Source organism: Roseovarius sp. PS-C2, from assembly GCF_018862045.1.
Lineage (GTDB): Bacteria > Pseudomonadota > Alphaproteobacteria > Rhodobacterales > Rhodobacteraceae > Roseovarius.
In genome coordinates this window covers 257,166-278,741 of sequence record NZ_JAHKSQ010000003.1, presented here as the reverse complement: position 1 = coordinate 278,741, position 21,576 = coordinate 257,166, and the positions used below count along the sequence as shown (strand labels likewise).

The 21,576-nt window shown below is 62.4% G+C and carries 24 protein-coding genes and 1 tRNA gene; 15 read left to right on the top strand and 10 right to left on the bottom strand.

The window, feature by feature from the left end; all coding sequences use genetic code 11:
• Positions 1-8 precede the first annotated feature (8 nt).
• Positions 9-215, bottom strand: a complete 207-nt coding sequence (locus tag KPG71_RS07375) for a hypothetical protein (RefSeq protein WP_216337455.1) — start codon at positions 213-215, stop codon at positions 9-11.
• A gap of 159 nt (positions 216-374) precedes the next feature.
• Positions 375-464 (bottom strand) — tRNA-Ser (locus tag KPG71_RS07370).
• Between the two features lie 119 nt (positions 465-583).
• On the opposite strand from KPG71_RS07370, the gene KPG71_RS07365 reads away from it, so the two are divergent.
• From KPG71_RS07365 to KPG71_RS07330, 8 genes are all read left to right on the top strand, one after another.
• Complete coding sequence (locus KPG71_RS07365; RefSeq protein WP_253196151.1) at positions 584-1,441, top strand: DUF2059 domain-containing protein; 858 nt, start codon at positions 584-586, stop codon at positions 1,439-1,441.
• Complete coding sequence (locus KPG71_RS07360) at positions 1,438-2,277, top strand: DUF2059 domain-containing protein (protein ID WP_253196150.1); 840 nt, start codon at positions 1,438-1,440, stop codon at positions 2,275-2,277. Before KPG71_RS07365 ends, KPG71_RS07360 begins: the two co-directional genes overlap by 4 nt.
• A 193-nt stretch (positions 2,278-2,470) precedes the next feature.
• Positions 2,471-3,145 (top strand): 50S ribosomal protein L21, encoded by a 675-nt coding sequence (locus KPG71_RS07355; protein WP_216337454.1) that lies wholly within the window; start codon positions 2,471-2,473, stop codon positions 3,143-3,145.
• A 14-nt stretch (positions 3,146-3,159) separates the two neighbouring features.
• Positions 3,160-3,429, top strand: coding sequence for a 50S ribosomal protein L27 (gene rpmA, locus KPG71_RS07350; RefSeq protein WP_216337453.1), 270 nt, complete (start codon positions 3,160-3,162; stop codon positions 3,427-3,429).
• 170 nt (positions 3,430-3,599) lie between these two features.
• Positions 3,600-4,139, top strand: a complete 540-nt coding sequence (locus tag KPG71_RS07345; RefSeq protein ID WP_216337452.1) for a GNAT family N-acetyltransferase — start codon at positions 3,600-3,602, stop codon at positions 4,137-4,139.
• Between the two features lie 31 nt (positions 4,140-4,170).
• Positions 4,171-5,208, top strand: coding sequence for a GTPase ObgE (gene obgE / locus KPG71_RS07340; RefSeq protein ID WP_216337451.1), 1,038 nt, complete (start codon positions 4,171-4,173; stop codon positions 5,206-5,208).
• Positions 5,196-6,302: a glutamate 5-kinase gene (gene proB, locus KPG71_RS07335; RefSeq protein ID WP_216337450.1), complete on the top strand. Its 1,107-nt coding sequence runs from the start codon at positions 5,196-5,198 to the stop codon at positions 6,300-6,302. Before obgE ends, proB begins: the two co-directional genes overlap by 13 nt.
• 47 nt (positions 6,303-6,349) lie before the next feature.
• Positions 6,350-7,615, top strand: coding sequence for a glutamate-5-semialdehyde dehydrogenase (locus KPG71_RS07330; RefSeq protein WP_216337449.1), 1,266 nt, complete (start codon positions 6,350-6,352; stop codon positions 7,613-7,615).
• Here KPG71_RS07330 and KPG71_RS07325 read toward each other — a convergent pair.
• Positions 7,612-8,217 (bottom strand): histidine phosphotransferase family protein, encoded by a 606-nt coding sequence (locus KPG71_RS07325; protein WP_216337448.1) that lies wholly within the window; start codon positions 8,215-8,217, stop codon positions 7,612-7,614. The genes KPG71_RS07330 and KPG71_RS07325 overlap by 4 nt on opposite strands.
• A gap of 27 nt (positions 8,218-8,244) precedes the next feature.
• Between KPG71_RS07325 and KPG71_RS07320 the strand changes: the two genes are divergently transcribed.
• The 3 genes from KPG71_RS07320 (at position 8,245) to KPG71_RS07310 (ending at position 10,145) form a co-directional block, all read left to right on the top strand.
• Positions 8,245-8,427, top strand: a complete 183-nt coding sequence (locus KPG71_RS07320) for a DUF3553 domain-containing protein (RefSeq protein WP_073031381.1) — start codon at positions 8,245-8,247, stop codon at positions 8,425-8,427.
• 117 nt (positions 8,428-8,544) lie between these two features.
• Positions 8,545-9,315, top strand: a complete 771-nt coding sequence (locus KPG71_RS07315; RefSeq protein ID WP_216337608.1) for a GNAT family N-acetyltransferase — start codon at positions 8,545-8,547, stop codon at positions 9,313-9,315.
• Positions 9,316-9,413: 98 nt separating this feature from the next.
• On the top strand, positions 9,414-10,145 hold the full coding sequence (locus KPG71_RS07310; protein ID WP_367397320.1) for a lysophospholipid acyltransferase family protein: 732 nt from the start codon (positions 9,414-9,416) through the stop codon (positions 10,143-10,145).
• A gap of 86 nt (positions 10,146-10,231) precedes the next feature.
• Here the strand turns inward: KPG71_RS07310 and KPG71_RS07305 are convergent, their stop codons facing one another.
• From KPG71_RS07305 to KPG71_RS07295, 3 genes are all read right to left on the bottom strand, one after another.
• On the bottom strand, positions 10,232-10,852 hold the full coding sequence (locus tag KPG71_RS07305) for a thiamine phosphate synthase (protein WP_216337447.1): 621 nt from the start codon (positions 10,850-10,852) through the stop codon (positions 10,232-10,234).
• A 215-nt stretch (positions 10,853-11,067) separates the two neighbouring features.
• Positions 11,068-11,181, bottom strand: coding sequence for an entericidin EcnA/B family protein (locus tag KPG71_RS07300; protein ID WP_159437749.1), 114 nt, complete (start codon positions 11,179-11,181; stop codon positions 11,068-11,070).
• Positions 11,182-11,203: 22 nt separating this feature from the next.
• A complete protein-coding gene (locus tag KPG71_RS07295; protein WP_216337446.1) occupies positions 11,204-13,039 on the bottom strand; it encodes an extracellular solute-binding protein in 1,836 nt (611 codons plus the stop codon).
• A 302-nt stretch (positions 13,040-13,341) separates the two neighbouring features.
• On the opposite strand from KPG71_RS07295, the gene KPG71_RS07290 reads away from it, so the two are divergent.
• Entirely contained in the window at positions 13,342-14,115 is a 774-nt protein-coding gene (locus tag KPG71_RS07290) for a 3-hydroxybutyrate dehydrogenase (RefSeq protein ID WP_216337445.1), read from the top strand.
• A 96-nt stretch (positions 14,116-14,211) separates the two neighbouring features.
• Positions 14,212-15,228 (top strand): patatin-like phospholipase family protein, encoded by a 1,017-nt coding sequence (locus KPG71_RS07285; protein WP_216337444.1) that lies wholly within the window; start codon positions 14,212-14,214, stop codon positions 15,226-15,228.
• Positions 15,229-15,234: 6 nt separating this feature from the next.
• Here KPG71_RS07285 and KPG71_RS07280 read toward each other — a convergent pair whose 3' ends face one another.
• From KPG71_RS07280 to KPG71_RS07265, 4 genes are all read right to left on the bottom strand, one after another.
• Positions 15,235-15,897 carry a cytochrome b/b6 domain-containing protein gene (locus tag KPG71_RS07280; protein ID WP_216337443.1) on the bottom strand — a complete coding sequence of 221 codons (663 nt, stop codon included), beginning with the start codon at positions 15,895-15,897 and terminating at the stop codon, positions 15,235-15,237.
• Entirely contained in the window at positions 15,890-17,527 is a 1,638-nt protein-coding gene (locus KPG71_RS07275; RefSeq protein WP_216337442.1) for a tetrathionate reductase family octaheme c-type cytochrome, read from the bottom strand. The genes KPG71_RS07280 and KPG71_RS07275 overlap by 8 nt, the downstream gene beginning before the upstream one ends.
• Positions 17,528-17,643: 116 nt before the next feature.
• Positions 17,644-18,345 carry a DUF502 domain-containing protein gene (locus KPG71_RS07270; protein WP_216337441.1) on the bottom strand — a complete coding sequence of 234 codons (702 nt, stop codon included), beginning with the start codon at positions 18,343-18,345 and terminating at the stop codon, positions 17,644-17,646.
• Positions 18,346-18,463: 118 nt separating this feature from the next.
• Complete coding sequence (locus KPG71_RS07265; RefSeq protein ID WP_216337440.1) at positions 18,464-19,372, bottom strand: pseudouridine-5'-phosphate glycosidase; 909 nt, start codon at positions 19,370-19,372, stop codon at positions 18,464-18,466.
• A 226-nt stretch (positions 19,373-19,598) separates the two neighbouring features.
• On the opposite strand from KPG71_RS07265, the gene rpsB reads away from it, so the two are divergent.
• Together rpsB and tsf are read left to right on the top strand one after the other, a co-directional pair.
• The gene (gene rpsB / locus KPG71_RS07260) at positions 19,599-20,381 is read left to right on the top strand and encodes a 30S ribosomal protein S2 (protein WP_216337439.1); all 783 of its coding nucleotides are present in this window, start codon (positions 19,599-19,601) and stop codon (positions 20,379-20,381) included.
• Between the two features lie 78 nt (positions 20,382-20,459).
• Positions 20,460-21,335 carry a translation elongation factor Ts gene (gene tsf / locus KPG71_RS07255; protein ID WP_216337438.1) on the top strand — a complete coding sequence of 292 codons (876 nt, stop codon included), beginning with the start codon at positions 20,460-20,462 and terminating at the stop codon, positions 21,333-21,335.
• The last annotated feature ends 241 nt before the right edge of the window (positions 21,336-21,576 follow it).

The following is a 21,576-nucleotide window of genomic DNA, read 5'->3' as shown; positions in this document are numbered from 1 at the left end:
CGCATTCCTTATGCGACCGGCGATTGGTCGTGCCCGACCGTCAGAGAGCGTATCGCGTCTGCCAGAAATGCCTGCCGTTCCTGAACGTCGCTCAATGCCATGTGCTGACCGAGGGTCAGCCGCGACTGGACATCCCTAGCCATATTGCGCTGACGGATCAATTCGAACAGCCGCTCATGGCGGGCCGGAAAGACAGGATGTCCGGGTCGGGTCATGATCGTCACCTTTCACAGCAAGGGTGCGATATGACCCTTGACACAGCATTAAGGCCAGAGCGGTGCGAAACTATAGCCCAAGCGTGGCAAATCGGGTCTCATCGCCGACAGCGCAGTGCATGATATGGGATGCCGTCGACAATCCGGAAGCCGGATAGATGGCGGAGAGACAGGGATTCGAACCCTGGGATCCCGTGAAGGATCAACGGTTTTCGAGACCGCCCCGTTCGACCACTCCGGCACCTCTCCGCGGGGGTCTGGGGGCTGCGTTTAATTTCCTTTCGCGGCGATGACAAGGGGGGTTTTGCATTGTTTACGCGTCGTTTTCACCTAGGTTGGAAAAAGGCCCTGCAGAGAAAGGAGCGCGCATGACAGTCCTGACCCAACCAGCAGCAGTCGCAATGCGCCCGGTACGGCTGATACTGGCGATCCTTGCCCTTACAGTTGCGACGTTCCCGGCCGGGGCCGCCGATCGCGACAGGTTGCAGGCGTTTCTGGAGGTGACGGGATTCGGTGTTGCGCTGGACAGTATCGCCCTGTCTGCAACGGATGCGCCGCAGATGCTCGGTATGCAGGCCAGTGATTTCGGAACCGAATGGCGCCATGCGGCAGAAGACGTGTTTGACACCGACGGGATGCGTGCGACTGCGTTGGCTATTCTGGAACAAACTCTGAGCGACGAATTGCTGACCCATGCCGCTGCGTTCTATGCCTCGCCGCTCGGGCAGCGTCTGGTCGAGGTCGAGAACGCCTCGCACATGACCGAGGATGACGCCGCCAAGGCCGAGCGGGGCGAGGCGCTGATTGGCGAAATGGTGGAACAGGGCGACCAAAGAATTGATGTGCTGCGCGGGTTGACCACTGCGGTGAATGGCGATGACGTGGCTATGCGCGCCGTTCAGGAAGTGCAGGTGCGCTTTCTGATGGCGGCGTCTTATGCCGGGGTTCTGGAAAACGAACTGGACGAGGGTGCGCTGCGCGCCCTGATGCGCGCCAACGAGTCCGACCTGCGCGTTTCGCTGAGTAAATCCGCTTTGTCCGGAGCCGCTTATACGTATCGTGATATTTCCAACGACGATCTGGTCGCGTATCTTGAGGCACTGAAAGAGCCGCAGATGCAACGGGTCTATGAATTGATGAACGCCGTCCAGTATGAAATCATGGCCAGCCGGTTCGAGGTTTTGGCCGCGCGCATGGCCACTCTGAGCCGGGGACAGGACCTATGATCAGGCGGGCGGCCTCGCTGATGCTGAGCGCCATGCTCGGCGGTCTGCTTCTGCTGGCCGGTTCTGCCACGGCTGACGAAACGCAGGCGCAATTCGAGGCGCTGCTGAACGCCCTTCAGATCAAGGAAACCGTGCATGTCATGCACGACGAGGGTGTGGCATATGGCAAGGAGGTCGGTGCCGACATGTTGCCCGATGCCGATGCGGTTAGCTGGCAGCGGGTCGTGAACCGCATCCATGACGCGGACAAGATGCGCGCGCTCGTCGTACGGGGATTTGCCGATGCGCTGGCCGGTGAAGATCTGACGCCGATGCTGGACTTTATGCAAACTCCGCGCGGGCAGAATATCGTGGGGCTGGAAATTGCTGCGCGGCGGGCATTTCTGGACAGTGCGGTGGAAGAAGCCGCGCGCGACCGCCTGGAACAGCGCCGCGACGAAAATGCGCCGGTGCTGGAGCAGATCTCGCAACTGATACGCGACAGCGACCTGATCGAGCGCAATGTTACCGGGGCGCTGAACTCGAACCTGATGTTTTATAACGGGTTGGTCGACGGTGGGGCTCTGGAGATGTCGCAGGACGATATCCTGTCCGATGTCTGGAGTCAGGAAGATACCGTTCGTGAAGATGCGCGCGACTGGATGAACGCCTTTCTTCTCATGGCCTATGAGCCTTTGGAACCAGAGGATTTGCAAGCCTATGTCGAATTTTACCGTACTCCGGCCGGGCGTGTTTTGAACCGGGCGATGTTCGACGCGTTCAATCGCATGTACGAAGAGTTGTCCTATATTCTGGGCCGCGCCGTGGCCCGGCATATGCAGAGCGAAAAACTCTGACGATTAAGGGGATCGGCCCCTTGACTTCGACCGCGATCTTTTGAATAAGCGCGCATCCCGGCAGGAGATCCTGCGCGGGAGGTGTAACTATCGCCCGGAATGAAGGGCGCGCAGTTCGAGGTGGCCAGGGGCCGGAAACACCCGCGAGGGACGCGGGCGACCACAGAACGCGGCAATGGAAAAGGAAATGCAGATGTTTGCGGTTCTCAAAACCGGTGGCAAGCAGTACAAGGTGCAGTCGGGTGACGTTCTGCGCGTTGAAAAGCTGGCAGCCGATGCCGGTGAAAAAATTCAGTTCAACGAAGTGCTGATGCTGGGCGGCGACAAGCCGGTGATCGGCGCGCCCTTCGTTGAGGGTGCGGCCGTTCAGGCCGAGGTGGTCGACCAGGTCAAGGGTGACAAGGTCATCAAATTCGTCAAGCGTCGCCGCAAGCATGGCTCGAAGCGCACGGTGGGCCATCGTCAGCAACTGACGCTGCTGCGTGTGACCGAGATTCTGGAAAAAGGTGGCGACAAGTCGGGCGTCAAGGCCGCTGTCGGTGCCGGGTCGGTCGCTGCCGTGGCCGCCGGTGCTGCCGAAGCCAAGAAGCCGGCCAAGAAAGCCGAGCCGAAAAAGGCCGAAGCCAAGAAAGACGCACCCAAGAAAGCCGCCAAGAAGGCCGATGCCGCTGGTGACGATCTGAAACAGTTGTCGGGCGTCGGTCCCGCGCTGGAGAAAAAACTGCTCGAAGCCGGTGTCACCACCTTCGCGCAGATCGCAGCATGGACCGAAGCGGACATTGCTGATATGGATGAAAAGCTGTCCTTCAAAGGCCGGATCGAGCGTGAAGGCTGGGTCGATCAGGCCAAAGAACTGGTCAAGGGCTAAAGGAGTAACACGATATGGCACACAAGAAAGCAGGCGGTTCCTCCCGTAACGGTCGCGACTCAGCGGGTCGCCGCCTTGGCGTCAAGAAGTATGGCGGCGAAGCCGTCATTCCCGGCAACATCATCGTGCGTCAGCGTGGCAACAAGTTCTGGCCGGGTGCCAATGTTGGCCAGGGCAAGGACCACACGCTGTTCGCCACCATCGAAGGTGCTGTGAAATTCCACAAGGGCCTCAAGGGCCGTACCTTCATTTCGGTCATGCCAGCGGCAGAGGCCGCCGAGTAAGCCGACCGTACAGGGTTAGAAATCCAGGGGATCGGCGGAAACGCCGGTCCCTTTTTCGTTGTTTGGGCAATCGGGCGCATCGCCTGACAATTGACGGACCGCGCTTGAAGAGGAGACAGGCCAGTCCCGAGTGATCATTGTTCATCCGTATCGCCAGGAGGAGAAGGCGAATGTTACACGACCCCATCGTTAATCAACCCGCGATCGAGGCAGACAGGTTCGACCTGCGCCCGTTGCGCGCCTCGGATGCCGGTTTGATCGAATTCTATGCCAGCGACGAACGCGTCGCAAAGGCAACGACCTCGATCCCGCATCCCTTGCCGCCGGGTACGATAGAGGCCTTCGTTGCGCGTGCTTGCGACGATGCAAACGATGAATATGTCTGGGCCATGGACGGCACGAAAGCAGGCGGTCCCGAACTGATGGGCGTGATCAGCCTTGACCGGATGGACTGCAACCAGTGTGAAATCGGGTATTGGGTGGCCCCGGCCTATTGGAACTCGGGCGTGGCGTCGAGCGCGGTAGCGGCCCTGATCGGGGCCAATCCGTTGGAATGCCGGACCTTCTTTGCCACCGTGTTTCAGGACAATGCGGCTTCGGCGCGGGTGTTGACCAATAACGGATTCCAGTATCTCGGGGACGCGGAATCGTTCAGTGTGGCGCGCAATGCAAAGGTCGCCACCTGGACCTACAGCCTCAAAATGGATTGAGCCGGGTGAGACCTTTGCTTAAGGAGACGACATGAAATTTCTCGATTTGGCAAAGGTCTATATCCGGTCTGGCAGCGGCGGTGGCGGTTGTATCAGCTTCCGCCGTGAAAAATATATCGAATATGGCGGTCCCGATGGCGGAGACGGTGGCACAGGCGGGTCGGTTTGGGCCGAGGCTGTCGACGGCCTGAACACGCTGATCGACTTTCGCTATCAGCAGCATTTCTTTGCAAAAAACGGCCAACCCGGAATGGGCAAGCAACGTACTGGCAAGGATGGCGACGACATCGTGCTGCGCGTGCCCGTCGGGACCGAGATTCTGGACGAGGATCAGGAAACCGTCATCGCCGATATGACCGAGGTGGGCCAGCGCGTACTGCTGGCCAAGGGCGGCAACGGGGGCTGGGGCAACCTGCATTTCAAAAGCTCCACCAATCAGGCACCGCGCCGCTCCAATCCCGGCCAGCCGGGGGTGGAGCGTACCCTGTGGCTACGGTTGAAGCTGATTGCAGATGTGGGTCTCCTGGGCTTGCCCAATGCGGGCAAATCGACCTTCCTGGCCGCCACGTCGAACGCGCGCCCCAGGATCGCCGACTATCCGTTCACCACGCTGCATCCCAATCTGGGGGTCGTGGGCGTGGACGACGTCGAATTTGTCGTGGCCGACATCCCCGGCCTGATCGGCGGCGCAAGCGAGGGCAGGGGGCTTGGCGACCTGTTCCTGGGGCATGTCGAGCGTTGCGCGGTTTTGCTGCATCTGGTGGATGGCACCTCGGACACCATCGCCGAGGATTACCGCACCATCATTCATGAACTGGAGGCCTATGGCGGCGATCTGGCCGATAAACCGCGTGTCACCGTCCTGAACAAGATCGACGCGCTGGATGAAGAAGAACGTGCCGCTGCGCGGGCCGAGTTGGAACAGGCTTGTGGCGGTACGGTACTGGAAATGTCGGGCGTCGCACGTCAGGGCACGACCGAGGTGCTGCGTGCGCTGCGTTCCCGGATTGACGACGACCGCCTGCGCCGCACCGCCCAAGATGAAGAGCCCGAGCCGTGGCAACCGTAACCGAGGCCAAACGACTGGTCATCAAGATCGGCTCGGCGCTTTTGGTGGATCGCGACAGCGGCCAGTTGCGCGCCGCATGGCTGCGTGCGCTTGTGCAGGACGTTGCGTGGTTGCGGGATCAGGGCAAGGATGTGATCCTCGTCTCGTCCGGGTCTATCGCCCTTGGTCGCGGGGCGCTTGGACTGCCGATGTCGGAACTCATGCTCGAACAATCGCAGGCGGCGGCCTCGGTTGGGCAAATCCAATTGGCTCGCGCCTATGCCGAGGCCTTGGCTGAACATGGATTGCAGGCCGCGCAGGTTCTGGTCACGCTGGAAGACAGCGCCGACCGCCGCCGCTATCTGAACTCGCGTGCGACGCTGGAGCAATTGCTGAGCCTGGGCGCGGTGCCTATCGTCAATGAAAACGACACGGTCGCGACGGATGAAATCCGCTATGGCGACAATGATCGGATGGCGGCACAGGTGGCGGTGACTGCAGGAGCCGATCAGTTGATCCTGTTATCGGATGTCGACGGGTTCTATTCGGCCAACCCGGCACAAAACCCGGATGCGCGCCGTTTTGACGTGATCGAAACGATCACCCCCGAGATAGAGGCCATGGCTGGGGATGCGGGGTCGGGCCTGTCCAAAGGGGGAATGAAAACCAAGCTGATGGCGGCCAAGACCGCCACGGCGGCGGGCTGTGACATGGCGATCACCGAAGGCTCGGTATTCAATCCCGTTCAGGAACTGGCCAAGGGCGCGGCGGCGACATGGTTCAAGGCACAAGGCGATCCGCAACAGAAACGCAAGGCGTGGATCGCGGCGATGAAACCGCGCGGGCGCGTGGTGGTGGATGCCGGGGCGGCGCGCGCGCTGCGCAGCGGCAGCAGCCTGTTGCCCGCCGGCGTAAAGGCCATCGAGGGGCGTTTCGGGCGCGGCGATCCGCTGGAAATCGTCGATCCCGAGGGCCATGTTCTGGGGCAGGGGTTGACGCGCTATGATGCTGTGGACGCAGATCAGATCAAGGGGCTTCGTTCGGCGCAAATCGAGCCGGTTCTGGGCTATCCTGCCCGCGGGCCATTGATTCACCGTGATGACATGGCGTTCTGAACCACCTCCGAAGACAGACTAAAGCCGACTTTCAAGGATATGTCCCGATGAGCGATACAGATAACATTCCCGCCCTGATGGCCGATATCGGTGCCCGCGCCAAAGCCGCCGCGGCAGAGCTGGCTGTGGCCACGTCGGAAAGCAAGGCGCAGGCGTTGCAGAGCGCCGCCGAGTCCGTCTGGGCCCGCCGTGCCGAGATCATCGAGGCGAATGAAAAGGATCTCGCTTATGGTCGCGACAAGGGACTGACCGAGGCGATGATGGATCGCCTGCTTTTGACCGAGGATCGGATCAGGGGGATCGTTGACGGTCTGCGCGCCGTGGCCGCACAGCCCGACCCGGTGGGCGAGATCATGGCCGAGTGGGACATGGAGTCGGGCCTTCATATCCGCCGGGTGCGCACGCCGATCGGGGTGATTGGCGTGATCTATGAAAGTCGGCCCAACGTCACGGCCGATGCCGGGGCGCTGTGCCTGAAATCGGGGAACGCGGTGATCCTGCGGGGCGGATCGGAGAGCTTTCATTCCTCCGGGGCGATCCATGCCTGCCTTGTCGAAGGCTTGCGTGCCGCCGGTCTGCCCGAAGACGCGGTGCAACTGGTGCCCACGCGGGACCGTGCAGCGGTGCAGGAAATGCTGACCATGGTGGACATGATTGACGTGATCGTTCCCCGTGGCGGTAAGGGGCTGGTCGGGCTGGTCCAGCGCGAGGCGCGCGTGCCCGTCTTTGCGCATCTCGAAGGGATCGTGCATATCTATATCGACCGCGAGGCCGACCCTGAAAAGGCGCTGAAAGTGGTGATGAATGCCAAGACTCGCCGCACCGGAATTTGTGGCGCTGTCGAATGCCTGCTGATTCATCGCGAAGTGGTGGATACCATCGGACAGGGGCTTCTGCGCGCCCTGATCGACGCCGGTGTGGAAGTGCGCGCCGACGAAACCTTGCAAGTCATCCCCGGAACACAAGCTGCGGGCGATGAAGATTGGGGCAAGGAGTTTCTCGACAGTATTGTCGCCGCTCGGGTCGTCGCGGACGAGGACGAGGCGATTGCGCATATCCGGCGCTATAGCTCGCATCATACCGATTGCATCATCACCGAAGACGATCAGGTTGCGTCGAAGTTTTTCAAGCAGTTGGACAGCGCGATCCTGATGCGTAATGCGTCGACCCAGTTTGCCGATGGCGGCGAATTCGGCATGGGCGCGGAAATCGGTATCGCCACCGGCAAGCTGCACGCGCGCGGCCCGGTGGGGGCGACGCAGCTGACGAGCTTCAAGTATCTGGTCGAGGCCGACGGCGCGGTTCGCGGCTAAAAGGCAATCTCGGCGGTTTTTCCGGTGATCTGTACCTCACAAGGACGGCCCATCCGTCCGAGCAGCCGGGGCAGCAACAGGAACTCGACGGCAGAGGGCGGCACGTCTTGCACATCGGTCGCGGGATCGCCTTGCAACAAGGCCCAAAGGGCCGGGTCGGCACCGAGCCTGTCGCTTTCGGCGCGGATTTGAAACAGGCCCTCATGCATGTTTACACGTAGCTGTCCGCCAAAGGGCAATGCCTGTTCCGCGCAGAGCACCGCCAGCATCAGGGCCTTGGCCTGCATCCTGTCGAAATCCTGATCGGGGAAGGCCGCCAGGCTGATCCGCCGGTTTTCGTGAAGCTCGGACAAAAGGCCTGTGATCTCATCGCGGGCTACGCCTTGCCCGTCAGATGCCTGTCCGAAAGCCAGACGAAACAAGCGAATCCTGGCGTTGGTGGAGGCGGCGCTGTCGCGCAGAAGCTGCATTTCCGGTCCATCGGTAGCCCCGGCCATGCCCAGGAGTTCGATCCCGTTGCTGACAGCCCCTGCGGGGCTGATCAGGTCGTGACAGATGCGCGACCCTACCAGTGCCGCTATCATGTCGCTATGATGGGTCATGTTTTACTCCCTAAGACAGGACAGGCGATGTCAGACCTGAACGCGTTACTGGAACCCGGTATGCTGGTGCGCCACCCCGATCAACCGGATTGGGGGACCGGGCAAGTTCAGTCCAATATAGGCAACAGAATTACCGTGAACTTTCAAGAGGTTGGCAAGGTCGTGATTGATGGTTCGCGTATTGGACTTGTTCCCGTGATTGATCCATAATTTTGGTTATCAAACGGTTAACGCCCCTTGCGGGTGATCGCCGTTTTTCAGACCGTTGCCTTTGCAACGCAGCTTTCCTACAACCCCGGCACAACGCGCAAGGACATCCAGACGCCCATGAGCCCGGACAAACCCCCGCAATTCCGCGTCAAACTGGCGGCCACCGCTGACGAACTGCGTGCGGCGCAGCGTTTGCGCTATGACGTGTTCATCAAGGAACTGGGCGGAAGTGGGCCGATGGTCGATCACGACGCGCGGCTGGAGCAGGATCGTTTCGATCCGTTTTTCGATCATCTGCTATTGCTCGACGATGCCGCCGATGGTGCGGTGGTGGGCGTGTATCGCCTGCTGCGCGACGATCAGGCGGCAGATGCCGGGCAGTTCTATTCCGAAGACGAATATGAACTTTCCTCTCTAAGGCATTGTAATCGAAAGGTTATGGAGCTTGGCCGCTCGTGCCTTCATCCCGATTATCGCGGTGGGGCCGGTCTTTATCACCTGTGGAGCGCACTGGCCGCATATATCGCGGAACATGAGGTGGAAATCCTGTTCGGGGTCGCCAGTTTTCATGGCACCAACCCGCAGGACCTGGCGCAGCCGTTATCATTACTCTATCACCGACACCTGGCGCCCGAGGCGTTGCGGGTGCGTGCGCAGGCGGCGCATTATCAGACGATGAACCTGATTCCCGAGGAAAACCTGGACCGGCGGGCGGCGATGTTGCAGGTGCCGCCGTTGATCAAGGCCTATCTGCGGCTCGGCGGATTCGTCGGCGACGGGGCCTTTGTCGATCGGGCATTCAATACCACGGATGTTTGCCTTGTCGTGGATACAAGCGATATGAGCGAAAAGCAAAAAACTATTTATTCCAAGGGCGTTACAAGGTGAATTTCATCTGGAATTCGGGGGATGTTCCACCCGATGATCCGATCCCGCCTTTGGGGTGGGTATATGCGGTATTGAGGGGCGGGGTTCTGACGTTCGTGTTGACCTCGGGCGTGGTGGCCACGGTGCTGCTGCGTGGGCCTGAGCGGGTGTTGTACGGGTTGCATCGACCTTGGACGCCGTTCATCACGCAATGGGTTTGCCGTATGGCGTTCGTGATCCTGGGGATGCGGTTTGAAAGCCGTGGAACGCCCATGAAAAACGCTGGAGCAGTGGTGTCTAACCATGCGTCATGGCTGGATATTTTTTCCCTGAACGCCCGTAAGCGAATCTATTTTGTTTCCAAATCCGAGGTGGCCGGGTGGCCGGGGATTGGGACTTTGGCGAAGATCACGGGGACCGTGTTCATCAACCGCGATCCGCGAGAGGCGAAGCGGCAGAAGGAAATGTTCGAGGCCCGGTTGCTGGCGGGGCATAAACTGCTGTTTTTTCCCGAAGGAACATCGACCGACAATATGCGGGTTTTACCTTTTAAATCAGCACTTTTTCAGGCGTTCTTCACGCCCGATCTGAGGCATGAAATGTATATACAGCCGGTCAGCCTGATCTATACCGCGCCGGAGGGGGCGGATGCGCGGTTTTACGGGTGGTGGGGTGATATGGAGTTTGGGCCGCATTTGTTGCGGGTGCTGGCCTCGGCGCGGCAGGGTGGGGTCAAAGTCGTTTACCATCCCCCTGAAAAGGTTGATAAATTCGCCAGCCGAAAGGATCTGGCGGCGCATGTGGAGCAGGTCGTGCGGCAAGGCCTGCCGCCTGAGCGGCGGATGAGCTGAGTTTCGTACGTTTTGTACGAAGTGTACGCGGGTTTAGTACGAAATCAGCGCCGTCAGCCGGAACCTGTGTCCATCAGGGACGCAACTCAGCCCATCGCGGCGATCAAATCGCCCAAGGCGGCGGCGGGATCGTCGGCTTTCCAGATCTCGTCCCCGATGCCGAAAAAGTCGGTGACCGGCGTCAGGGCCCGGATCAGAGCGGCATCGAGCGCGCCTTCGGCGACGACGGGCAGTTCGATCATCTGCGACCACCATTCGAACAGGTCGGGATCGGCCACGGACCCGTCGCCAAGGCCGGTCGCGCCTACGGGGCCGAAACTGACATAGTCCGCCCCGGCCTCACCGGCGTTCATGCCTTCGTGGCGTGAGGTGCCGCAGAACGATCCGACGACGGCCTCGGCACCCAGTTCTTTGCGCGCGGCACGGACCGAGCGCGCGCCGTCGGTCAGGTGAACCCCGTCGAGCCCCAGCCGTTCGACCATCATCAGGTGGCTGTCGATCACCAGCGCGATGTCGCGGGCGTGGGTCACCTCGCGGCAGGCGTCGGCGGCGCGCGACAGGCGGTCTTCGTCGCGCGTGGCCAGCGCGAGGCGCACGCAGGCGACCTCGTGCGCGTCCAGCACGCGAGCCAGCCGATCCGGGAAGGTGGAGAGCTCGATCTCGGGCGGGGTGATGAGGTAGATCTGCGGCTGCTCGGGCTCGGCCATTGTCGGGCGCTCCTGCGTTATCGGTTCCCGCCCCTATAGCGTGGAAGGACCGGGCGCGCCAAGTGGGGTTTGTTGGTGACGGGGCAGGATGACCGACAGAGGACTGGAGGCGTGTTTCCTTGTGGCGCGGCGCCTTCGGCGCTGTTTCGCGCAGGAGAAAGTCCTCAACACCGCCTATTCCTAAACTGTCGATTCCGCGCGGGGCTGCGCCAGCCTCAGAACCAGCTTTGCACGCCGCGCGCCGCGCCGGAGATGTCGCGCCCGACGCCATCGACGGTGGCGCAGGCCGACAGGGCCGCGATCAGGGCCAGAGCGATCAGGTTGCGCATGGGGTTTACCTCTTTGTGGGTCTTACTGCTCTTGATCTTTTTCGTACCACCAGACCTCGGGGAGGAAACCGATGCCGTCCCCGTAGATCGGCAGATGATCCTTTAAATAGCGCAATTCGCGGATATGGGCAATTCTGCCCACGGCGTATTGATGAATGGGGATCACATAGCGCCCGGCGGTCAGCACGCGATCCAGCGCGCGGGTGGCGGCGACAAAGTCTTCGCGGCTGCGCGCGGTCAGCATGGTGTCGATCATCGCGTCGGCGGCGGGCGAGCGCATGCCCATCAGATTGCGGCTGCCGGGCTGGTCGGCGGCCTCGGAGCCCCAGTAGAAGCGTTGTTCGTTGCCAGGGCTGAGCGAGAGCGAGCGGCGCATGAAGGTCAGGTCGAAATCGAACATGCGCTCGCGTTCGGCATATTGCGCCTTGTCGGTGGATTGCACGTCGAGCGCGATGCCGAGGCGTTCCAGCGCGCGGGCGTAGATATCCATGATCGCGGTGGCCTGCTGAATCAGCGCATCCTGCTGCAACAGGACGGTCAGTTCGAGCGGCTGCCCCTCGGCGTTTTTCAGCACGCCGTCCTGTACCGTCCACCCGGCCTGTTCCAGAAGCGCCATCGCCTTGCGCAGGTTGCTCCGGTTGCGGGCCGAGCCATCGCCGGTGGGCAGGGCGTAGCCTTCGAGCGTGCCGGGGGGCAGGGTTTCGGCGAAGGGTTCCAGCAGGGCGCGCACGGCCCCCGTAGCCGGTCCGGGCTGCATCGCCAGGTCGGAATTCGAGAAATACGAGGTGATGCGCGGCTGCCGCCCGCCGGTGAGCGTGTCGTTGATATATTCGAAGTTGAAGGCGTGGATCAGCGCCGCGCGCACCCGCCAGTCCTCCAGCGGCGGGCGACGGGTGTTCATCACGAATCCGGTCATGCCCGAGGGTTTGGAATGGGGGATCTCCGATTTGACGATCTCGCCCGAGCGGATGGCGGGAAAATCGTACTGGGTTTCCCAGCGGTCGGCGTTGAATTCGCGAATCCATGACAGGGCCTTGGCCTTGAACGCCTCTTTCAGCACGGTGTTGTCGCCGTAGAATTCGATGCGGATCTCGTCGAAATTGTTGGTGCCGCGCCGCAGGGGCAGATCGTTGCCCCAGTAGTCGGGATTGCGGCGCAGGATGACGTGGCGGCCCACCTCGTAATCGGCCACCACATAGGGGGCCGAGCCGATGGGAATGTCGCGCAGGGTGGCATCGGCGAAATCGCGCCCCTCCCATTGGGCCTTCTGCAGGATCGGGCGCAGCCCGGCAATGAGCGCCAGTTCGCGGTCTTCGGTGTTGAAGGTCAGCCGGACCCTGCGCGGGCCGGTCTGTTCGATGCTTGCGACCTGGTCCTGGAAGGTGCGGTAGCGGGGGTGCCCCTTGGTGCCGAGCGTTTCGTAGGACCAGATCACATCGGCGACGGTAACGGGGCTGCCGTCGGAGAATCGGGCCTGCGGGCGGAGGGTGAATTCCACCCATTCGCGATTCGGCCCGGTCTCGACCGATTCGGCCAGAAGACCGTAGAGCGTGAACGGTTCGTCCCAGGATCGGCCCATCAGGGATTCGTGCGTGAGGTGGCGCAACTGCCAGGGCGGCGTGCCTTTCAGCGCGAAGGGATTGAGCGAATCGAAGCTGCCCACATTGCCGGTGACCACGCGCCCGCCCCTGGGCGCGTCCGGATTGGCATAGGGCAGGGACACAAAATCAGGTGGCAGGGCGGGGTCGCCATACATAGCTATGCCATGCGCGGGGTCGGACCATGCCGCTTGACAGGTGAAAAGCCCGGCCACGAGCAGTGCGGCGGCCTTTAATGGCAGGAAAAAAAACGGTCTCATTCTGGCAACAATCTCCGCTGCGCCTTGTGTGCTTGAGCCGGGACCGTAGTGACGGATTCATGGGTTTTCAAACTTTTAGCTTGGATGAGAGCGCCGGATTGCTTATAAAGGGGTCACTGCTCGATAGGTTTCTTGCCTGTATGAAACCTGCCTCAATAACTTAACGCCGGCCTTGTGCCGGCGTTTTTTTTCGTCCGGTTCCGGGCCGCGCAAAAGGGCACAGTCGAGTGTTCGTGTTTTCCGGTGGCATTCGCGAATGCGGCAATTATGCTGCGTATGCATATGTCATGGAGGGTACGCAGATGAGTGTCGCAGGCAAGACAGCCGTCATTACCGGATCGAACTCGGGGATCGGGCTGGGCATCGCCGAGGAGATGGCGAAGGCCGGGGTCAACGTGGTTCTGAATTCGTTCACCGATTCGCAGGACGATCACGCGCTGGCGGAGCGAATCGGAAAAGAGCATGGGGTGAGCGCGCGCTACATCAGGGCGGACATGTCGAAGCCCGAGGAATGCCGCGCGCTGATCGAACAAGCGGGGGCCTGCGATATCCTGATCAACAATGCGGGCATCCAGCATGTCGCGCCGATTGCCGAGTTTCCGACCGAGAAATGGGACGCGATCATCGCGATCAACCTGAATTCGGCGTTTCACACCACCGCCGCAGCGCTGCCGATGATGCGCAAGGCGGGCTGGGGCCGGGTGGTGAACATCGCCAGCGCCCACGGGCTGACCGCCAGCCCGTTCAAATCCGCCTATGTGGCGGCCAAGCACGGGATCGTCGGGCTGACCAAGGTCACGGCGCTGGAAACCGCGCAGGAGCCGATCACCGCCAACGCGATCTGCCCCGGTTACGTTCTGACGCCGCTGGTCGAGGCGCAGATTCCCGACACGATGAAGGAATACGACATGTCCCGCGAGGACGTGATCAAGAACGTGATGTTGCAGCGCCAGCCCTCGAAGGAGTTCGCCACGGTCGAGCAACTGGGCGGCACGGCGTTGTTCCTGTGTTCGGATGCGGCGGCGCAGGTGACGGGCACGACGATCAGCGTCGACGGCGGCTGGACGGCGTTGTGATCGGGGCCTCGGATCGCTGGCGCGATCCGACCGGGGCGAGGGGCCAGCCCCTCGCGCTCCCCGGGATATTTCGGGCAAGAAGAAACGGGGAGCGGTGTGAGCAAAAAGAAGCGGATCAATCTGGCGCTTCAGGGCGGGGGCGCGCATGGCGCGTTCACCTGGGGCGTGCTGGACCGTTTGCTAGAGGATGACGGGATCGAGGTGGCGGCGATCTCGGGCACCTCGGCGGGGGCGCTGAACGGGGCGGCGTTCAAGTCGGGGTTGCTGGAAGACGGGCGCGCGGGCGCGAAAGCCAATCTGGACTGGCTGTGGGGCCAGATGGGAGCGGTGCAGGACATGCGGATGCCCGCCTGGATGGCGGGGCCTGCGCCGGGGCTGATGAGCGCGGCGCTGGAGGCGTCCATGCCTTTTGCCGCCGTGGACACCATGAGCCGGGTCATGTCGCCCTATGCCTATGGGCCGTTTTATCGCAATCCGCTGGAGCGGATCGTGCAGCAATTTCATTACGAAACGGTCTGTGCCGACGAGGGGCCGCGGTTTTTCGTCAGTGCGACGAACGTGCATTCGGGCAAGATCCGGGTGTTCACCGGAGACGGAATTTCGACCGACAGCATTCTGGCTTCGGCCTGTTTGCCGACGCTGTTCCAGGCGGTCGAGATCGACGGGGCGCATTACTGGGACGGGGGCTATACCGGCAATCCGGCGCTGTTTCCGCTGTTCGAGCCCGATCTGCCAGAGGATATCGTGATCGTGAACATCAACCCGCTGGAGCGCGAAGAGGTGCCGCGCAGCCCGCAGGAGATTCAGAACCGGATCAACGAGATCAGTTTCAATTCGTCGCTGTTGCGCGAATTGCGCGCCATTCATTTCGTGCAGCGCCTGCTGGATCAGGGGGCGATGAGCGAAGGGGCGATGAAGCGGGTGCATGTGCACATGATTTCGGATGACGCGCTGATGGGAGAGCTGTCGGTGGCCAGCAAGCTGGTGCCGACGCCCTGGGTCCTGCACAAGCTGCGCGATGCGGGCCGGGCGGCGGCGGAGACCTTCCTGAGCCAGCACCGCGGCGCGCTGAACAGGCGCGGCACGGTGGATATGGCGGCGATGTTTTCGTGAGCCCGCTCAGGTCAGCGGTTTGATACGGTCCGGTTCGTCGGTTTCGAGATAGGCCTCTTCCTCGGGGGTGAGGTCGATCTTGTCGAAGCCGGTGATCATCGGTTTGACGTGCTCGCGGAAGGAATGCCCGACCGTCAGCAGGTAGACATGGGCGATCACGAAGGCGGCGATGGCGTAGGCGGCGACGAGGTGGATGCCCGTGACCCAGCCCGCCAGCGCGGTGGCGTTTTCGGCGCCTTCCCAGACATTCCAGCCGAGCGCCAGAAGGCCGGTGATCCAGATCGCCGGGAACAGGATGACCTTGAGCGCGAGGTAGGTGATCGACTGCAGCGGGTTGTGTTTGCGCCAATAGGCCTTGCGATAGGGGTGGGGATCGCCCTTGAAGATGTCGAACAGGTAGAATTTCGCCACCCGGACCAGCCCGTTGCGGGTGGGCACGTAATGTTTCCACGTGCCGGTGGTCAGGTGCCAAAAGATGGCGAAGACCCACAGCACGATCAGCGCCAGCGCGGCCACGGTATGCAGCATCACCGCAGGGCCGAAGGGGATCAGCGCGTGCAGCCCGTTCAGCCCCAGGCCGGTGAACAGCAGCGCCACGATCAGCACCATTTGCGTCCAGTGCCAGAAGCGCTCGAACCGGGGGTAGACCTTGACGTAACGCTCAGTCATGGGAGGCTCCGTTTTTCGAAGGGCGCAGCAGGCGGATGGCGGCGTGGATCAGCACCCCGCCCAGGGAGGCCAGCAACATGGCGAGGCCCAGGATGCCCGCCGTATCGTAGGGGGCGGTGCCGGGCATGTTCACGCCGGTGATCCCGGCCATGCGGCCGTCTTTGGCGTGGCAGCTTTCGCAGTCCACGGCGTCCTCGGCGGGGGCGACCATATGGGTGATGGGCCAGTACATATAGGTATCGACGAAGTCGAACTCGCCCGAATATTCCTCGCCGGCGGCTTTCATGCCCGCGTCGATCGCCTTGGCCCAGTCGAAATTGGTCCAGAGCGCGGTGTCGGTGGTGGGGCCCCAGACATGGGTATAGACCAGTTCGTTGTTCACGCTGTCATAGGGCTGGCGGCCTTCCATGCGTTTGAAGGGCCAGATGCGGCTGTCGGGCGCGTTGGGCGTGCCGTGGATCGGGTTAATCTCGACCGTCCGGGTCGGGTCGATCTTGAGGTCGCCGGTGGTGTATTCGACCACGCCGTTGAACCATGCGTAATAGGGCACCACCTCTTCGCCCCATTCGAAATCGCCCTTGGTGGACAGGTAGGTGTGGCGGTGATCGCCGTCGGATTCGAGATAGTCCGAGATCGAAATCGCGCGGCCCTGTTCGTCGAGCTTGCCCGCTGTGGACCAGTCCCAGACGGTTTTGGTGGCCACGCCGCCACGGGCGAATTCGGGGATGTGGCAGCTTTGGCAGGCCAGCGTGTCGGTATGGTCGTTGAGCTTCATGCCCTTCAGCCCCGCCGGGTGGGGCGTGTTGCCGTGGCAGCTTTCGCAGGTGGCGGCGCCGCGCGCCTCGCCGGGTTTGCCGGTGCCGTGGGGATCGGTGGCCTGCATCATGTAGCGCGATCCGGCCCAGTTGTGCTGATCGCTGACATGGCAGGTGGCGCAGGTGAAATTCTGCCCGTCGGGGGACATGTGCACGTCGGTGGCGAGCGCGGGCTGGTAAAGCGCTGAGGACAGATCGCCGTGTTTCACGTTATCGCCGCCGCCACCGTAGAAGTGGCAGTTGCCGCAATTGTCGCGCCCCGGCATGCCGACGCTGCGCGCGGCCTTGCCCAGATCGACGGCCCAGGATTTCGCGCCGGTGATGGTTTTGGAATTTTCCGGCACCGGATCGAGCGGCGGGTGGCCCGCGCCGGTGGCGGTTTTGGTGTATTGCCCCGAAGTGTCGTGGCAGACGAGGCAATCGGGCGTCGCCTGCGCCTGTGCCGAGCTCTGATTCATGTCCTCCCAGCCATAGCCGGCATGACAGGAGGTGCAGCGCGGCTCGTTTCCGGCGACCGAGCCGCAGAATGCGTTGATCACGTTGCGCTTGCCCAGCATCTGGCCGGTTTCGGGGTGTTCGAACTCCCATTTGAAGTGGATGGAATGCATGACCTGATCGTCGGCCTCGGTATGGCACGACAGGCAGGCACGGGTGACTTCGGGGCCCGAGGTGAACTCTTTTTGCAGACTCTCGAACTTGGAGTGATCCGCGGTACTGCCGGAGCCGGGCAGGGCGGGGGCCGTGCCCTGTTGGGCGAGGGCGGACCCCGCGACGGCGAGGACCGACAGCAGGAGTGGTGGCAAGAGGCGAATCATGGGCGCACCTTAGGCGTTGACAGAATCTGCATTCCGAAATTGGAATATGATTTTGTCGCCCGTGGCCTTGATCTGGCGCAAGGTGAAACATGCGCGTTTTCTGTATGGGCGCGCGATCAGTCGGATTTGCCGGCCTTGGGCCGGGATTCGTCCGGGTCGGCCTGACCGGGATAGACCAGCCCCGCCGAAATCACGAGCTTGGCCGCGTCCTCGATACTCATGTCCAGTTCGATCACGTCTTCGCGCGGAAAGAACAGCAGGAAGCCGCTGGTCGGGTTCGGGGTGGTGGGCACGAAGACGCTGAGCAGGTCCGAGCCGGTTTCGGCCTTGTCATTCACCTCGCCCTTGGCGGCGGTGGAGATGAAGCCCACGGCCCAGATGTCCTTGCGCGGGTATTGCACGAGGCAGGCCTTTTCGAAGCTGCGCTCGGACTGGGCGAAGACGGTTTCGGCGATCTGTTTGACGCCCGAATAGATCGAGCGGACCACCGGCATCCGGTTGACCAGAGATTCCGCGAAGCGGATCAGGGACTTGCCGATCAGCCCCTTGGCGATCCAGCCGACGATCACGGTGAAGATCAGGAAGATGATCAGGCCGACGCCGCGCAGGTTGATGCCGATGTAATGCTCGGGGCGCAGGTTGACCGGAACCAGCGGCAGCACCACGCTGTCCACCCAGCCCATCAGCGACCAGATCAGCCAGATCGTCAGGGCGACGGGGGCGATCACGACGATCCCCGTCAGGAAGCTGGCGCGCAGCCCGGCGAACCTGCCGGGTTTGCGGGTCGGGTCTGGAAGGTCGTCGAAAGGCGTGGTCATCTGGGCATAACTGCTTTGCTGAGCAATATCCGCTATCTAAGGGGTTTGCAGGGCGCTCACAATGGGTTTGCGCCACGCATCGCGGCCGGGTGGCGCGGGCTGCCCGATCGGTGGGCGTTCAGCTGGCGCAAATTGCGGCGGCGATCCGGGCGGCGAGGGCCGCGTTGTTGCACACCAGTGCGATGTTGGCACGCAGAGAGCGCCCGTCGGTCAGATCGAAGATGCGCTGCAGAAGGAACGGCGTGAGCGCCTTGCCGGTGATGCCTTGGGCGCGGGCGTCGGACTGGGCGCGGTCGATCAGGGGCATGAGCGTTTCCAGCGGAATCTCGGCCTCGGGTGGGATCGGGTTGGCGATGAGTTGCCCGCCGGGCAAATCCAGTGCGGCGCGGAGCCGGTGGGCGCGGGCGATGGTGGCGGGATCATCCATGCGCAGCGGTGCGGGCAGGCCCGAGCGGCGCGACCAGAAGGCGGGAAAATCGTCCTGGCCGCAGGTGATGACCGGCACGCCGAGGGTTTCCAGAACCTCCAGCGTTTTGGGCAGGTCGAGGATCGCCTTGGCCCCGGCGCTGACCACGCTGACGCGGGTCTGGGCCAGTTCGTGCAGGTCGGCGGAAATGTCGAACGTGTCTTCCGCACCGGGATGCACGCCGCCGATCCCGCCGGTGGCGAACACGTCGATGCCGGCGCGGGCGGCGGCGATCATGGTGGCGGCGACGGTGGTGGCCCCGGTGCCGCCGCTGGCCATGCAGGCGGCCAGATCGGCGCGGCTGAGCTTGGCGGTGCCGCGTGCCTGGGCGAGGGCCGTCAGTTGCGCATCGGTCAGGCCGATATGCAAGTGCCCCTCCAGCACGGCGATGGTGGCCGGGGTCGCGCCCGCATCCCGCACGGTCCGTTCCACGATGCGGGCGGTTTCGATATTCTGCGGCCACGGCATACCGTGGGTGATGATCGTCGATTCCAACGCCACCACGGGCGCGCCCGCGTCGAGGGCGCGGGCCACGTCGGGCGCGATATGCAGAAGGGTCATGCGCGTCTTTCCGGCTGTTGCGGACAGGTCTGCGGCATTTGGCCCTGCATAATGCGACGATGCAAGGGGCAGGGGGGTTGCGCTGCGCGAAACATGGGCGTATACGCGCGCCACTTACACCGCAGGTACGGGCGGGCCGTTGGGGGAGACATCCCCAGCAGTCCACCGGTTGAAGCATCCGCTTCTCTTCCCCGTGCCGAGGCAGAAACCGGAAAGGATAAAGACCATGGCTCTTCCTGAGTTCACCATGCGTCAGCTATTGGAAGCTGGCGTTCACTTTGGCCACCAGACGCAGCGCTGGAACCCCCGCATGGGCGAGTTCATCTACGGTGCGCGCAACGGCATCCACATCATGGACCTGACGCAGACAGTTCCGCTGCTCGACGCCGCGCTGAACGCCGTGCGCGAAACCGCCGCCAAGGGTGGCCGTCTGTTGTTTGTCGGCACCAAGCGCCAGGCCTCGCAGCCGGTCGCGGATGCGGCCGAGAAATGCGCCCAGTATTACATGAACCACCGCTGGCTGGGCGGCACGCTGACCAACTGGAAAACCGTTTCGCAGTCGATCAAGCGTCTGCAGGAGATCGACGAAGTTCTGGGCGCAGGCGGTGAAGGCCTGACCAAGAAGGAACGTCTGGGCCTCGAGCGCGACCAGGAGAAGCTGCAGGCCAGCCTGGGCGGCATCCGTGAGATGGGCGGTCTGCCCGACATGCTGTTCGTCATCGACGTCAAGAAAGAAGCGCTGGCCGTGGCCGAAGCCAACAAGCTGGGCATCCCGGTCGTGGCTGTGGTCGATACCAACTGCTCGCCTGATGGCGTGGATTACATCATCCCCGGCAATGACGACGCCGCACGCGCCATTTCGCTGTATTGCGATCTGGTCAGCCGCGCCGCTCTGGACGGCACCGCAGCCCAGATGAACGCCGCCGGCGTCGACGTGGGCGCGATGGTCGATGCGCCGGTCGAAGAGGTTGCTGCCGAAGCCGCCGAAGAGGCCGCGGCAGAAAGCTGAGCCGCTTTCACGAAACTGACATGAGAGGCGGGCAAGCCCGCCTCTGACCCATTCGATGATTCCCCAAGGAGAGCCAAAATGGCGATCACAGCTGCACAGGTAAAAGAACTGCGCGACAAAACCGGCGCAGGCATGATGGATGCAAAGAAAGCCCTGACCGAAAACGACGGCGACATGGACGCCGCCGTTGACTGGCTGCGCACCAAGGGTCTGGCCAAGGCCGCCAAGAAATCGGGCCGCACCGCCGCCGAAGGCCTGGTTGCCGTCAAGGTAGACGGTGGCAAGGGCGTGGCTGTCGAGGTGAACGCCGAGACCGACTTTGTCGCCAAGAACGCCGAGTTCCAGGAGATGGTCGGCAAGATCGCCGAAGCCGCCCTGGGCGCCGCTGACATCGACGCGCTGAACGCCGCCGATCTGGGTGGCAAGACCGTTGCCGACACCATCACCGACAAGATCGCCACCATCGGCGAAAACATGTCGCTGCGCCGCATGGCCTCGATCGAGGGGGATACTGTCGTGTCCTATGTCCACAACGCCATGACCGATGGCATGGGCAAGATCGGCGTTCTGGTCGCGCTGAAGGGCGGCGACGAGGCGTTCGGCAAGCAGGTTGCCATGCATATCGCCGCAACCAACCCCGCCGCGCTGAACGAAGCCGAACTGGATGCGTCGGTTGTCGACAAGGAACGCCAGGTTCAGATCGACATCGCCAAAGAGTCGGGCAAGCCGGACAACGTGATCGAGAAGATGATCGAAGGCCGCATGAAGAAATACATGGCGGAAGTGACCCTGCTGGGCCAGGCCTTTGTGATCAACCCCGATCTGACCGTCGAGGCCGCCGCCAAGGACGCCGGGGCCGAGATCACCGGCTATGTCCGTCTGGAAGTGGGCGAAGGCATTGAGAAAAAAGAAGAAGATTTCGCTGCCGAAGTGGCCAAGGCCGTTCAGGGCTAAGCGAATCCTTCATCGCGGAATTGCGGCGCCGGTCCTTGTGGGCGGCGCCGTTTTTTACTGCGCAGGGGCAGGGGGCAAGGAAAGTCACCGGGATCTGTCGGGGTATAAGGTCCGGCCGCCAGTCCGAAACAATAGAACTGGCGACCGGGGTCCGGCTGTAAAACCGGCAGGCGACAGAGCCCCATAATAACGGAGATTTGACGGCCTGATGTTCCCTGGCTCAAAGCCACCACTCACGGAA

Excerpts from the sequence above, each read along its gene's own strand:
- KPG71_RS07375 (WP_216337455.1), bottom strand. The coding sequence starts at position 215 with ATGACCCGACCCGGACATCCTGTCTTTCCGGCCCGCCATGAGCGGCTG.
- KPG71_RS07365 (WP_253196151.1), top strand. The coding sequence starts at position 584 with ATGACAGTCCTGACCCAACCAGCAGCAGTCGCAATGCGCCCGGTACGG.
- KPG71_RS07360 (WP_253196150.1), top strand. The coding sequence starts at position 1,438 with ATGATCAGGCGGGCGGCCTCGCTGATGCTGAGCGCCATGCTCGGCGGT.
- KPG71_RS07355 (WP_216337454.1), top strand. The coding sequence starts at position 2,471 with ATGTTTGCGGTTCTCAAAACCGGTGGCAAGCAGTACAAGGTGCAGTCG.
- rpmA (WP_216337453.1), top strand. The coding sequence starts at position 3,160 with ATGGCACACAAGAAAGCAGGCGGTTCCTCCCGTAACGGTCGCGACTCA.
- KPG71_RS07345 (WP_216337452.1), top strand. The coding sequence starts at position 3,600 with ATGTTACACGACCCCATCGTTAATCAACCCGCGATCGAGGCAGACAGG.
- obgE (WP_216337451.1), top strand. The coding sequence starts at position 4,171 with ATGAAATTTCTCGATTTGGCAAAGGTCTATATCCGGTCTGGCAGCGGC.
- KPG71_RS07330 (WP_216337449.1), top strand. The coding sequence starts at position 6,350 with ATGAGCGATACAGATAACATTCCCGCCCTGATGGCCGATATCGGTGCC.
- KPG71_RS07325 (WP_216337448.1), bottom strand. The coding sequence starts at position 8,217 with ATGACCCATCATAGCGACATGATAGCGGCACTGGTAGGGTCGCGCATC.
- KPG71_RS07320 (WP_073031381.1), top strand. The coding sequence starts at position 8,245 with ATGTCAGACCTGAACGCGTTACTGGAACCCGGTATGCTGGTGCGCCAC.
- KPG71_RS07315 (WP_216337608.1), top strand. The coding sequence starts at position 8,545 with ATGAGCCCGGACAAACCCCCGCAATTCCGCGTCAAACTGGCGGCCACC.
- KPG71_RS07305 (WP_216337447.1), bottom strand. The coding sequence starts at position 10,852 with ATGGCCGAGCCCGAGCAGCCGCAGATCTACCTCATCACCCCGCCCGAG.
- KPG71_RS07300 (WP_159437749.1), bottom strand. The coding sequence starts at position 11,181 with ATGCGCAACCTGATCGCTCTGGCCCTGATCGCGGCCCTGTCGGCCTGC.
- KPG71_RS07295 (WP_216337446.1), bottom strand. The coding sequence starts at position 13,039 with ATGAGACCGTTTTTTTTCCTGCCATTAAAGGCCGCCGCACTGCTCGTG.
- KPG71_RS07290 (WP_216337445.1), top strand. The coding sequence starts at position 13,342 with ATGAGTGTCGCAGGCAAGACAGCCGTCATTACCGGATCGAACTCGGGG.
- KPG71_RS07280 (WP_216337443.1), bottom strand. The coding sequence starts at position 15,897 with ATGACTGAGCGTTACGTCAAGGTCTACCCCCGGTTCGAGCGCTTCTGG.
- KPG71_RS07275 (WP_216337442.1), bottom strand. The coding sequence starts at position 17,527 with ATGATTCGCCTCTTGCCACCACTCCTGCTGTCGGTCCTCGCCGTCGCG.
- KPG71_RS07270 (WP_216337441.1), bottom strand. The coding sequence starts at position 18,345 with ATGACCACGCCTTTCGACGACCTTCCAGACCCGACCCGCAAACCCGGC.
- KPG71_RS07265 (WP_216337440.1), bottom strand. The coding sequence starts at position 19,372 with ATGACCCTTCTGCATATCGCGCCCGACGTGGCCCGCGCCCTCGACGCG.
- rpsB (WP_216337439.1), top strand. The coding sequence starts at position 19,599 with ATGGCTCTTCCTGAGTTCACCATGCGTCAGCTATTGGAAGCTGGCGTT.
- tsf (WP_216337438.1), top strand. The coding sequence starts at position 20,460 with ATGGCGATCACAGCTGCACAGGTAAAAGAACTGCGCGACAAAACCGGC.